Annotated in this window: 9 protein-coding genes; 1 reads left to right on the top strand and 8 read right to left on the bottom strand. The window is 64.3% G+C overall.

Annotated features, from left to right (window positions below; genetic code table 11):
• Positions 1 to 398: 398 nt before the first annotated feature.
• The 7 genes from gshB to ATF69_RS02610 form a co-directional block, all read right to left on the bottom strand.
• Positions 399 to 1,355 carry a glutathione synthase gene (gene gshB / locus ATF69_RS02640; protein WP_146869816.1) on the bottom strand — a complete coding sequence of 319 codons (957 nt, stop codon included), beginning with the start codon at positions 1,353 to 1,355 and terminating at the stop codon, positions 399 to 401.
• 52 nt (positions 1,356 to 1,407) lie between these two features.
• Positions 1,408 to 2,595, bottom strand: a complete 1,188-nt coding sequence (locus ATF69_RS02635; RefSeq protein WP_146869815.1) for a benzoate/H(+) symporter BenE family transporter — start codon at positions 2,593 to 2,595, stop codon at positions 1,408 to 1,410.
• 171 nt (positions 2,596 to 2,766) lie between these two features.
• Complete coding sequence (locus ATF69_RS02630; RefSeq protein WP_056068096.1) at positions 2,767 to 4,635, bottom strand: potassium transporter Kup; 1,869 nt, start codon at positions 4,633 to 4,635, stop codon at positions 2,767 to 2,769.
• Positions 4,636 to 4,892: 257 nt separating this feature from the next.
• Positions 4,893 to 6,188: a glutamate--cysteine ligase gene (gene gshA / locus ATF69_RS02625; RefSeq protein WP_015016114.1), complete on the bottom strand. Its 1,296-nt coding sequence runs from the start codon at positions 6,186 to 6,188 to the stop codon at positions 4,893 to 4,895.
• 96 nt (positions 6,189 to 6,284) lie between these two features.
• A complete protein-coding gene (locus ATF69_RS02620) occupies positions 6,285 to 7,751 on the bottom strand; it encodes a TrkH family potassium uptake protein (protein WP_146869814.1) in 1,467 nt (488 codons plus the stop codon).
• 199 nt (positions 7,752 to 7,950) lie between these two features.
• Complete coding sequence (gene trkA / locus ATF69_RS02615; protein WP_146869813.1) at positions 7,951 to 9,414, bottom strand: Trk system potassium transporter TrkA; 1,464 nt, start codon at positions 9,412 to 9,414, stop codon at positions 7,951 to 7,953.
• Between the two features lie 60 nt (positions 9,415 to 9,474).
• Entirely contained in the window at positions 9,475 to 10,755 is a 1,281-nt protein-coding gene (locus tag ATF69_RS02610) for a glutamate-5-semialdehyde dehydrogenase (RefSeq protein WP_146869812.1), read from the bottom strand.
• 46 nt (positions 10,756 to 10,801) lie between these two features.
• Here ATF69_RS02610 and ATF69_RS02605 point away from each other — a divergent pair, with 46 nt between their 5' ends.
• Positions 10,802 to 11,140 carry a hypothetical protein gene (locus ATF69_RS02605; protein ID WP_235511529.1) on the top strand — a complete coding sequence of 113 codons (339 nt, stop codon included), beginning with the start codon at positions 10,802 to 10,804 and terminating at the stop codon, positions 11,138 to 11,140.
• 382 nt (positions 11,141 to 11,522) lie between these two features.
• On the opposite strand, the gene ATF69_RS02600 is transcribed toward ATF69_RS02605, so the two are convergent.
• Positions 11,523 to 12,491 (bottom strand): IS1595 family transposase, encoded by a 969-nt coding sequence (locus tag ATF69_RS02600; protein ID WP_099729449.1) that lies wholly within the window; start codon positions 12,489 to 12,491, stop codon positions 11,523 to 11,525.
• Between the last annotated feature and the right edge of the window lie 97 nt (positions 12,492 to 12,588).

The following is a 12,588-nucleotide window of genomic DNA, read 5'->3' as shown; positions in this document are numbered from 1 at the left end:
AAACAAATCAGACCAAAATCTTCTTCGTTTTGCAAACCTCGCTGCGATCAGCGAAGCCTTGAATTCTAGCACAGTTTTTTAAGAACTGTCAAACTTTTGCTTTCTTTTTCACCCCGCTTCAACGATCACCTGCAATTCGCGGCAACCATCTCCACCGAGCGAAGCCTTGTATTCTATACCGGTTTTTAACCACCAAGAAGACAAAACCAAACTTTCTTCGCCAACCTTCCGGGCCATCTGCCGCAGCACCTAAGCGCCACCACAAACCACCCCATCGACCCCAACACTTTTGCGCTCAGGTCTCAGTAGCGAAGCCCTCTACTATAGCACGGTTTACAACAGGCAGCAGGGAAAACCCAGGGATTGATCTAACAGTCCGTGTACACGGGACAAGCCCCTCAACCACCAACGGCCGCAACCGCAGACTCCAAAGCATCTACGAATAGGAAGGCCACATCGCAGCCTGTCTGATCAAAGATTTCCTGGAAGCAGGTCGGGCTGGTGACATTGATCTCTGTGACGCAGTCGCCGATCACGTCTACACCTGCCAGCAGCAAGCCACGCGACTGCAGCACCGGGCCTAGCGCTTCTCCAATCTCACGATCCCGCGCAGACAGAGGGCGCGCCACGCCCTTGCCGCCGGCGGCCAGATTGCCGCGCACTTCGCTGCCCTGGGGAATGCGCGCCAGGCAAAACGGCACAGGCTTGCCGCCGATGATGAGGACCCGTTTGTCGCCATCGACGATTTCGGGCAAAAACTTTTGCACCATCACGCTTTGCGCGCCGTGGCGGTTGAGGGTTTCGGTGATGCTGCCCAGGTTGAGGCCGTCTGGGCCCACACGGAAGATGCCCATCCCACCCATGCCATCCAGAGGCTTGAGGATGATGTCCTGGTGCTCCGCATGAAAGCGGCGAATGTCTTCCGCATCCCGGGTGACCAGCGTCGGTCCGATGAACTGTGGAAACTCCATGATGGCCAGCTTTTCCGGATGGTCCCGCAGAGCGCTGGGTTTGTTGAACACCCGGGCGCCATCGCGCTCCGCCTGCTCCAGCAGGTGGGTGGCGTAAAAGTACTCGCTGTCGAAGGGCGGGTCCTTGCGCATGAGTACAGCATCAAAATCAGCCAACGCTGCGCTGCGCTGCGGCTGGGCCTCGTACCAATGGGTGGCATCCCCCGTGAGGCGGACGTTCTGCACCCGTGCGGTGACCTTGCTGCCGCGCTGCCAGGTGATGTGCTGCGGTTCGCAGACCGTGAGGGCATGACCACGCCGCTGTGCCTCGCGCATCATGGCGAAGGTGGTGTCCTTGTAGATCTTGAAGCTTTGCAGCGGGTCGGCGATGAAGAGCAGTTTCATGGTGTCGGGTCAAGGAATGGAGGAGGCCAGGGGCCCAGGCAGCCAAGGCGACTTACGCGCCGCTGGCCTGCGAACGCCTGTACTGTTGCACAAATAGCGCAATGCTGCCGGCCACCACGCCCCAGAAGGCCGAGCCCACCCCAACGATGACCACACCGCTGAGGGTGACGAGAAAGGTAATGAGTGCCGCCTCGCGGTGCGACTCGTCCCGCAGCGCCGCCGCCAGGCCGTTGCCAATGGTGCCCAGAAGCGCCAAACCCGCAATGGCCACCACCAGCTCTTTGGGAAAGGCGGTAAGCAGCCCGGTGATGACTGCGCCAAACAGACCGATCGCCACATAGATGGCGCCACATGCCACCGCGGCCGTGTAGCGCCGGCGGCGATCGGCGTGCGCCTCGGGGCCCATGCACATCGCGGCGGTGATGGCGCTGAAGTTGAGCGCAAACGCCCCGAAGGGCGCCAGCACCAGGGTGGCCAGACCCGTGAGCGTGATGAGCCGGGAGATGGGCAAGTTGTAGCCCGACGCCCGGATCACCGCCACCCCGGGCAGGTTCTGCGACGCCATGGTGACCACAAACAAAGGAATCGCCAGGCTGACGGCAGCCGCTACGCTGAACTGGGGCGCCGTGAAAACGGGCAGGGCCAGCTCCAGCTGCACCGCCGACCAGGCCATCTGCCCCTGGGTGGCCACGAACACCACCGCTACGGCGAGGGTGATGACCACCGCATACCGGGCAGCCAAACGGCGGCTGACCAGATACACCATCAACATCAGCAGCACCAAAGGCAATGCGGTCTGGGCTGCCGCAAACGCCTGCAGGCCAAAGCGGGCCAGCACGCCGGCCAGCAGGGCAGCGGCGATTTCCATGGGGATGCGGTTCATCACGCGCTCGAACCAACCGGTGACGCCTGCCAGGGTGATGAGCAACGCGCTGATCATGAAGGCGCCGATGGCCTCGCCCATGCTGAAGCCGCCCGCCAACCCCGCAGTGGCCAGCACGGCGGCGCCCGGTGTGGACCAAGCCACCATGACGGGCTGGCGCAAGATCAGCGAGGGCACCAGCGAACACAGGCCCATGCCCAGACCCAGCGCCCACATCCAGGACGTGATCTGCGCGGGTGTGGCCCCAAATGCCAGGGCGGCCTGGAAGACGATGGCCACCGAGCTGGTAAAGCCCACCAGCACCGCCACGAAACCCGCCACCGACGTGGAAAGGCTCAGGTCTTTGAAAAATTGCATGGGCGCGATTCTGGCACCGCGCGCGCCTGGCGCTCAGGCAGGCCGTCAGCCCACTCCAAAAGCTACAGTATTAATAGCACCTCAGACAATGAGCACTAGCGCTACAAGGCAAAAACAGCGTAAAACCAGCCCGAGGCTCCATCCCAGGCCAGGGGGAGCCCCCTCAGCCCTTCAGATCTCGATCTTGGAGCCCAGCTCGACCACGGCGTTGTTGGGCAGGTGCAGGAAGTCGGCCGCGCCACTGGCGTTGTGGTGCATTTGGGCAAACAGCTTTTCGCGCCAAGGCGCCATGCCGCTGCCGATGGTGGGGATGACGGTGTCCCGCGACAGGAAATAGCTGGTGGTCATGGACTCCAGCTCGCAGCCACGCCCACGCAGCAGCTCCAGCGCGCGGGGCAGGTCGGGGTCGTTCTTGAAGCCGTAATGCACCACCACCTGCCAGCAGTCGTGCCCCAGCGACTCGACCTGCAGCCGTTTGTCCAGGCCAATCCAGGGTGTCTCATGGTTGTGCACGGTGACAAACAGGTTTTGCTGGTGCAGCACCTTGTTGTGCTTGAGGTTGTGCAGCAGGGCATTGGGCACCGCGCCGGTTTCGGCCGTCAGGAAGACGGCTGTGCCATCCACCCGCGTGGGCGGGCTGATGAAGATCGACTCCAGGAAGTCCTTGAGGTCGATGGCGTCGGCACGCAGCTTGTCATTGAGCAGGCGGCGCCCTTCCTTCCAGGTCATCATGAGCGAGAACACGATGCCGCCGATCATCAGCGGGAACCAGCCGCCCTGGAACAGCTTGAGCAGGTTGGAGGCGAAGAACGCCAGGTCCACCACAAAGAAGCAGCCCGTGGCCGCAACGCACAGCGCCAGCGGATACCGCCAGCCGTAGCGGATCACGAAGAAGGTCAGCGTGGTGGTGATCAGCATGTCCAGCGTCACCGCGATGCCGTAGGCGGCTGCCAGATTGCTCGACGAGCGGAACATCACCACCGCCAGCACGATGGCCACGAACAGCCCCCAGTTGACCAGCGGCATATAGATCTGGCCCGTGTCGCGCACGCTGGTGTGCTGGATGTTCAGGCGCGGCAGGTAGCCCAGCTGGATGACCTGCTTGGTCACGCTGAACGCGCCGGTGATCAGCGCCTGCGAGGCAATCACGGTGGCCATGGTGGCCAGGATCACCAAAGGCACCAGCGCCCAGTCGGGGGCCATCAGATAGAACGGGTTCTTGACGGCCTCGGGCTCAGCCAGCAGCAGCGCGCCCTGGCCAAAATAATTGAGGGTGAGCGCCGGCATGGCCACACCAAACCAGGCCATGCGGATCGGGCGCTTGCCGAAGTGGCCTAGGTCGGCATACAAGGCCTCGGCGCCCGTCACGCACAGCACCACCGCGCCCAGAATGATGAAACTGGTGCCCGGGTTGGCCCACATGAAGCCCAGCGCGTGGTGCGGACTCAGCGCCCACAAGATCTCCGGGTGCCCCACGATGTGCGACACGCCCAGCAGCGCGATGGTGACAAACCACACCAACGTGATGGGGCCAAAAAACTTGCCGATGCCGCCCGTGCCGCGCTTTTGCACGGCAAACAGGCAAAACAGCACCACCAGCGTGATCGGTATCACGTAGTGCTTGAAGTGATCCGACACCACTTCCAGCCCCTCCACCGCCGACAGCACCGAGATGGCCGGGGTGATAACGCCATCGCCGTAAAACAGCGAAGTGCCAAAAATGCCCACGGCCAGCAACACGCTGCGCAGCTGGGGCTTGTCTTTGACCGCCTGGGAGGCCAGGGCCAGCATGGCGATGAGGCCCCCCTCACCGTGGTTGTCGGCGCGCAGCACCAGCACCACGTACTTCAGGGAGACGATGACCGTGAGGGTCCAGAAAAAGATGGAGAGGATGCCGTAGATGTTTGCGGGCGTGAACGGCACATGGCCGGACCCGAACACCTCCTTGACGGCATACAGCACGCTGGTGCCGATATCGCCATACACAACACCGATGGCGCCCAGCGTGAGCGCTGCGAGCGATGACTTGGAGCTTTGCACTGACCACCCCCGCGCACTGGGCCTGACGGGGTTCCGTTACTTTTGGGAACGCTATTGTGCGCCTGAGCCAGATCAAGCGATTGGAGGCGAAACCCCATGTTGCGACGCAGCAACTTGCCCTTGGCAACCGGGCGCGGGCGTGGCATGCGGGACCACCGCACTCCCCCGCAGGCCCGCTGTGCAGCGTCGCCGAGAGGGCGCAGACGTTGAAACCCGGTGCCCCCAAGACCCGTAAGGGGCCCCAGAGACCCTGGTTTTCAGTCGTACACCTCGGCGTCGGGGTTGGTGGCCTCCAGCTCGTAGCTGGCCGCCAGCATCGCCAGCCGGGCCACCACGCCGTACATATAGAAGCGGTTGGGCGCGCTCACACCCGGGCGCACGCCAGGCTGGGGCATGTGGGTGCTGTGTTCAAAGGCCAGGGGCACAAAGCTCGCGCCGGGGGCGTTGAGGTTTTCATCCACACCGCGCTCGGCGTGCATGCGGTAGAAGCCCCCCACCACGTAGCGGTCCATCATGTAGACCACAGGCTCGGCCACGGCGTCGTTCACGCGCTCCTGCGTCAGCACCCCTTCCTGGATGATGACTTCGCTCACCGGCTGGCCGTCCTTGATCACGGCCATCTTGTTGCGCGTCTTGCGGTTGACCGCGTCCAGCTCCTTGGCGTCGCGCACGGTCATGATGCCCATGCCGTAGGTGCCGTTGTTGGCCTTGACGATCACGAAGGGCTTTTCGTTGATGCCGTATTCCTTGTACTTGCGGCGCACCTTGGTCAGGAGTGCGTCCACGCTGGTCTGCAGCTGGTCCATGCCCGTGCCCTCAGCAAAGTCCACCTCGCCGCACTGGCTGTACATGGGGTTGACCAGCCAGGGGTCGATGCCCAGCATCTTGCCAAAACGCTTGGCCACCTCTTCGTAGTTCTTGAAGTGGGTGCTCTTCTTGCGCACGCTCCAGCCGGCGTGCAGCGGGGGCAGCAGATACTGCTCGTGGATGTCTTCCAGAATGCCGGGGGCGCCTGCGGTGAGGTCGTTGTTCAGCAGGATGGTGCAGGGGTCAAAGTCCTTGAGCCCCAGGCGGCGCTTGGTGCGCACCACGGGTTCCAGGGTCACGGTGTCGCCGTTGGGCAGCTCGATCAGCGTGGACTTCTTGATCTCGGGGCTGATGGAGCCGACCCGCACGTTCAGGCCCGCCATGTTGAAGATGCGCTGCAGCTGCACCACGTTGGACAGGTAGAACGTGTTGCGCGTGTGGTTCTCCGGAATGATCAGCAGGTTACGCGCTTCGGGGCAGATCTTCTCGATGGCAGCCATCGCAGCCTGCACGGCCAGGGGCAGCATCTCCTTGGTCAGGTTGTTCCAGCCGCCCGGGAACAGGTTGGTGTCGACCGGGGCCAGCTTGAACCCCGCATTGCGGATGTCTACCGACGTGTAGAACGGCGGGGTGTGCTCCATCCACTCCAGCCGGAACCAGCGTTCGATGGCGGGCATCGAGTCAAGAATGCGCTGTTCGAGTTCGTTGATCGGCCCGGTGAGGGCCGTGATGAGATGCGGAACCATGGAAAGCCCTCGGGAAGCGATTGCGGTGAATTGTAGGATGTGGGGTCAGGCCGGGTTTTCGCAAGCCACCCCTTGGTGGTACCACGGCCCGGCCCCCTACCGGCGCCAGAACGCCGGGGTCAGCAAGGCCATGAAGCTCAGAATCTCCAGCCGCCCCAGCAGCATGGCCAGGGTGCATACCCAGATCTGGAAATCGGTCAGCACCGCGTAGTTGGACGCGGGCCCCACGCTGCCCAGGCCCGGGCCCGCGCAGTTGACGCTGGCCAGCACCACCGAAAACGCCGTCACCGCGTCCAGGTCCGTCAGCAGCATGACCATACTCAGACCAAAGACCGTGCCGCCATAGACCAGCATGAAGGCCAGCACCGAGAAGATCACCCGGTTGTCCACTGCAGCGCCACCCAGTTGCACCGGCTGCACGGCGCGCGGGTGCACCAGACGGTTCATCTCGCGGCGCGCCTGCTTGACCAGAATGAGCATACGGACCATCTTGATGCCCCCGCCCGTCGAGCCCGCACTGGTGGCCACACCCGACAGCAGCAGCATGAACACCGGCGCAAACACGGGCCATGCCAGGTAGTCCACCGTGGCGTAGCCGGTGGTGGTGGCCAGCGACACCAGGTTGAACATGCCATGGCGCAGCGCGTCCAGCGGCCCATACACGCCCTTGGCCCACAACAGCAGCGCCACCAGCAGACCGCCGCCAATCAGCGTCACCAGCGTGGCCCGCAGCTCCGGGTCGCGCCAGAAGCCGCCCCACTGGCCCTTGCGAATGGCGACGAAGTACAGCGCAAAATTGCAGCTGGCCACCAGCATGAAGAAGATGCAGATCGCCTCCAGCAGCGGCGACTGGAAGCACCCAAAGCTCAGGTCGTGAGACGACAGCCCGCCCAGGCTCACGGTGGTGAACATGTGCATCAACGCATCCAGCGGCCCCATGCCCCCGGCCCAGTAGGCCAGGCCACACAGCACGGAGAACAGCGCATACACCCCCCAGAGCCCCTTGGCCGTGCCGGTCATACGTGGCGTGAGCTTGGTGTCCTTCAGCGGCCCCGCCGCCTCGGCCTTGAACAGCTGGCTGCCCCCGACGCCCAGCAGCGGCAGCACGGCCACGGCCAAAATCAGGATGCCCATGCCCCCCATCCACTGCAAGAAGGTGCGCCACACATTCACCGACACCGGCAACGCATCCAGGCCCGCCAGCACGGTGGAGCCCGTGGTCGTCAGCCCCGACACCGCCTCGAAGTAGGCGTGCGTGAACGACAGCGGGTGCCCGGTGTAGTGCCCGGCCAGCATCAGCGGCAGCGCGGCCGACAGGGGCAGCAACATCCACACCAGAGAGACCAGCATCACGCCGTGGCGCGGCTGCAGCTCTTGCCGGAACAGCCGCAACCGCCACCACAGCCACGCGCCCGCCAGCATCGTGGCGCCCATGGACAGCGGGTACACAAACCAGACGCCGTCGCGCGTCCACAGCGAGACTGCCAGCGGCAGGCCCATGGACAGCGAGAAGATCATCACCAGAATGCCCAGCACGCGCAGAACGGGAAACATGTCCGTCATGACTCGGGCCCCTGGTCCATGGCAGCCGACATCGCATGCAGCCGTCGATACTCGTGCAGCCCAGGCGAGGGCCGCCGCGCAAGGGCCGCCCCGTCGCAGAGGCGGCGCTTCGCTGGCGTGCGCTGGCGGCGTCCTCCTGCCCGCAGCGCACAGCGCTGCGAGAGCGGGGGGAAGGCGCGAAGCGACTCAGGGGGGTGCATCAAAAGAACGTCGCGCTCACGCGAAAGAGCTTTTCCACATCGCGCACCAGCCGCTTGTTGGGCAGGAAGAACACCACGTGGTCATTGCTCTCGATCACCGTGGCGCTGCGCGGGATGATGACCTCGGGCTCGCGCAGATCGGCAGCGGATGCACCCGTGGTTTCCGAAGCGTCAGGCAGACCGCGCACGATCAGGCCGATGTGCACATCGCGCGGCAGTTGCAGATCGCTGACCTTGCGGCCGACCACGCGCGAGCTCTTGCGGTCGCCGCGCGCCACGATCTCCAGCGCCTCGGCCACCCCACGGCGCAGGCTGTGCACAGCCTGCACGTCACCCTGGCGCACATAGGCCAGCAACTCGCCCAGCATGGCCTGCGCGGGCGACAGCGCGATGTCGATCTGCGTGCCGTGCATCAGGTCGGCATAGCTGCGCCGGTTGATGAGGGCCAGCACCCGGCTTGCGCCCATGCGCTTGGCCAGCAGGCACGACATGATGTTGTCCTCGTCGTCGTCGGTGAGTGCGAGGAACAGGTCCACCTCCTCGATGCCTTCATCACCCAGCAGGTCTTCGTCGGTGGTGTCGCCCTGCAGCACCAGCACCTCAGGCGGCAGGGCCGACGCCAGCTCCACGCAGCGGTCCGCATGGTCCTCGATGATCTTGATGTGAAAACGCCCGCCCGCCTGGCTGAGTTGCCGCGCCAGCCGCAGACCCAGCCGGCCGGCGCCCGCAATCATGATGCGGCGCACAGGCTGGAGCTGCTGGGATGCCGGGCGGTGCAGAGCGGCCAGCACGTTGGCGATGTGCTCGTGCGCGGCCAGCACGAACACCTCGTCCCCCGGCTCGACGCGCGTGCGGCCGTCGCAGGCGATGAATCGGTCAGGCTCGTCGGGGAAGCGCCGGTAGATGGCCACCATGCGCATCGCCAGCTCCGGCGCACTCTCGCGCAGCGCGCCGATGGAGTGCCCCACCATCGGAGCCCCCGCACGCGCCCGCACCGACACCAGGCATGCGCGGCCTCCGGCAAATTCGCGCACCTGCATGGCCTCGGGGTACTCGATGAGCTTGCCGATGTAGCGGGTCAGCGATTCTTCGGGGCAGATGATGCGGTCCACCGCAAACCCCTCGGGGCCCACCAGCCGCTCATGGGCCTCGAAGCCTGTGGTCCGCACCCGCGCAATGCGCTTGGGGATGTTGAACAGCAGCTGCGCGATCTTGCAGCACACCAGGTTGGTCTCGTCCTGCGCGGCGCAGGCGATCAGCAGGTCGGTGTCCTCGGCCCCCGCCTCGGCCAGCACGGCAGGCTCGATGCCGTTGCCCACCACCCCGCGCAGATCAAACCGCGACTCCAGGTCGCGCAGGCGCGCGGCGTCGGTGTCGATGACGGTGATGTCGTTGCGCTCGGACACCAGGCTGTCTGCCACGCTCTGGCCCACGCGGCCGGCGCCGAGGATGATGATTTTCATATGAAATAGGCCGCAAGCGCTAGTCGAACATGCGCCAGCAGCTATCGTTTCAGGAGCACATCAGGCCCGCACCTCACCTTCGCCCAGCACCACGTACTTGAGCGAAGTGAGGCCTTCGATGCCCACCGGGCCCCGCGCATGGAACTTGTCGGTGCTGATGCCGATTTCGGCGCCCAGGCCGTACTCGAAACCGTCGGCAAACCGCGTGCTCGCGTTCACCATCACGCTGGCCGAATCCACCTCGCGCAGGAACTGCTGGGCGTGCATGTGGTCGCGCGTCAGGATGGCATCGGTGTGGTGGCTGGAATAGTGGTTGATGTGCGCAATGGCTTCATCCACACCCGCCACCACTTTCACGCTGATGATGGGGGCTAGGTATTCCTCGCTCCAGTCTTGCTCGGTGGCGGGCACCACATGGGCACCAGGTACCGACTGCAAAATCGCCAGCGACTCGGGGCAACCCCGCATCTCCACGCCCTTGGCGGCATACACCGCGCCGATCTGGGGCAGAAAATCTGCCGCCACGCCACGCGCCACCAACAGACCTTCGCTCGCGTTGCAGGGGCTGTACTTGTTGGTCTTGGCGTTGTCGGCCACCTTGACGGCCATCGCGATGTCGCAGGGGTCGTCCACATAGGTGTGGCAGTTACCGTCCAGGTGCTTGATCACGGGCACCTTGGCATCGCGGCTGATGCGCTCGATCAGGCCCTTGCCGCCGCGCGGGATGATCACGTCCACAAACTGCGGCATGGCAATGAGCTGGCCCACGGCCTCGCGGTCGGTGGTCTGCACCAGCTGCACCGCGTCCTGTGGCAGGCCCGCCTCGGCCAGCGCCTGCTGCACCAGCTTGGCCAGCGCCTTGTTCGAATCAATGGCCTCCGAGCCGCCGCGCAGGATGCAGGCGTTGCCACTCTTGATGCTGAGGCTGGCCGCCTCGATGGTGACGTTGGGACGGCTCTCGTAAATCATGCCGAACACCCCAATCGGCACGCGCATCTGCCCCACGCGGATGCCGCTGGGCTGCTGCTTCATGCCGAGGATCTCGCCAATGATGTCGGGCATGGCGGCCAGCTGCTCGCAGCCCTCGGCACAAGTCTCCAGCACCTTGGGGGTGAGCTTGAGCCGGTCCACCATCGGGCCCGCCAGCCCATTGGCCACGGCGCGCTCCAGGTCTTTGGCATTGTCGACCTGCAGCGCAGCCACGTTTTCGCGCAGCAACCGGGCCAGCGCTTTGAGCGCTTTGTTTTTGATAGCTGCTGGCGCTTTGGCCATCAGCGCAGAGGCCGTTTTTGCCTGGAGACCGAGAGAGTACGTGTATTCAGCGACGTTGAGGGCGTTCATCCTGCGATTTTGCCGCACTTGGTATCGGCCCGGTGGGCGCGGGCCCATGGCTGCTTTACCCTCGGGTGTATCACCCATCCTGGCCCCGCCCGGCTACGCCATGACCGACACCGCCCACACCCAGCTCACCACCTTCATCCAGGCCCTGCAAGCCTTTGAAAGCGGCGACCACACCGCCGCCACCCTCAGCACCCTGGCCCGCCAGCAAACCACCCTACTCGCCGCCCTGCCCCCGCGCTACAGCGAAGTGCTGCTGAACCTGCTGGACCGACTGGAATCGAGCGCGCTGTTTTCGGAAGAAAGCTGCTCGTTCAGCCAAAAGGATCTGGTGGCGAACTTGACGATGTGGGCTGAAAAAGCACAGGGCACATTGAACGCTGGCTGACCACTCCGGGGCCGAGCAACGCGACGGCCCGAGTGGCTGTTCGTTTCCCATCCCCTCTGTATGCGCCGAGGAGCGCAGCGGCCAGCGGGTCAGGGCTCGCGACTGTCTGAGCGCAGCGAGTTTGAGCGAGACCCCGCTGGACGCGAGCACCGCAGGTTGCCCGAAGCGAAGCGCAGGGACGCAGACAGTGGGGTCGCCTTTCTTTTGGGTACTTTTCTTTGGCGAAGCAAAGAAAAGTACCTCGCCCGCCGGGGCGACAACCCGGCTCCCGCCGTGCGCACAGGCATGCCACCAAATCAGCGAGCAAGCCCCGACAACCACTCCTAATTTAATAGCTTTCAGTGCTTATCTCACAGGCACTAGAAGCCAAAAATAGGCTCTTCTAGCGAATGCTAGTGACGCCTTGACTCCCCATAGCCGCCTCCAGCACCAGTGCGGGCTGCGGCCCCATGGGGCCTGATCGGTCCAACATCCTGAACCAGCCCAGGTACGAATCAAGGTATTTCGTTGCAACGCCCTTGAAGCGCTGCATCCACCCGCGCAGCCTGCTGACATAGGCATTGACGTTTTGAACATGCCAGGGGCCTCTCACACGCCTACCCCGGCTCACGTTCACCGCCTGGTGCTGCACGCCCAGGGCCCGCGCAGCGCTGGCCAGTGTGACGCTGCCGTCGGTGCATAGGATGGTGTCTGGTGGCAGCAAGGGTTTGAGTGCAGTTTGCACACTCACCGCTTGGTTCGTCTGCAGGATGAGGTTGGCCGTTGCTCCGGCCCGGTCTCGCGCCATCAGCACCGGGGTGTATTCCAAGCCCTTGCAGCCAGCCAGCGCCTTACCGCCGCGTCGGCGAGGACGACGCAGCAAGCCTCTGTGTCCCTTGCAGGAGGCCAGGAAGTAAGACTCATCGGCCTCGGCGATGCCCACAAGCTGGCGTGCCTGCACGCTCTTGGGGCAGGCCAGGAAGCGGTGGCGCCAGCGAAAGGCGGTGCTTTGCGCCACACCCAGGCGCAGGGCCACCTGGTTGAGTGAGAGTCCTTCGCTCAAGACCTGCGCCTGGCCCATCCACTTATCCCGCAGATGCAGGCGTGCCAGCGGTGTTCCAGTCAAGGCGTTGAAGGTGCGCGCGCACTGGCGGCACTTGAAGCGTTGCAGCCCGTTGGCCGAGCCATTCTTGACAAGCTGCGGGCTGCCGCAGTGCGGACAGGTTCGGTGGGCGCTGCCATGTGCTTCTACAACGGCGATGGCTTGACTGTGATCGAGCAGCGCCTGCAGGCAGCTTGCCAGTTGCTGGCGCTGGTGGTGCGTCAGCTGGGGCAGGCTGTGGATCAAGCGCGTCATCTGTTGCTGTCGCATGGCCTTCTCCTGGGGCAGACGCAAGCGCGTCATGCTGGGGAGATGGGGGCGTAGCGCTACGGTTAAAGACTCATCACTAGCATTCGCTAGAAGAGCC

The sequence above is a fragment of the Acidovorax delafieldii genome (assembly GCF_007993815.1).
In the GTDB taxonomy this organism is placed as follows: domain Bacteria; phylum Pseudomonadota; class Gammaproteobacteria; order Burkholderiales; family Burkholderiaceae_C; genus Acidovorax; species Acidovorax delafieldii.
This window is presented reverse-complemented; position numbering and strand designations above follow the sequence as displayed.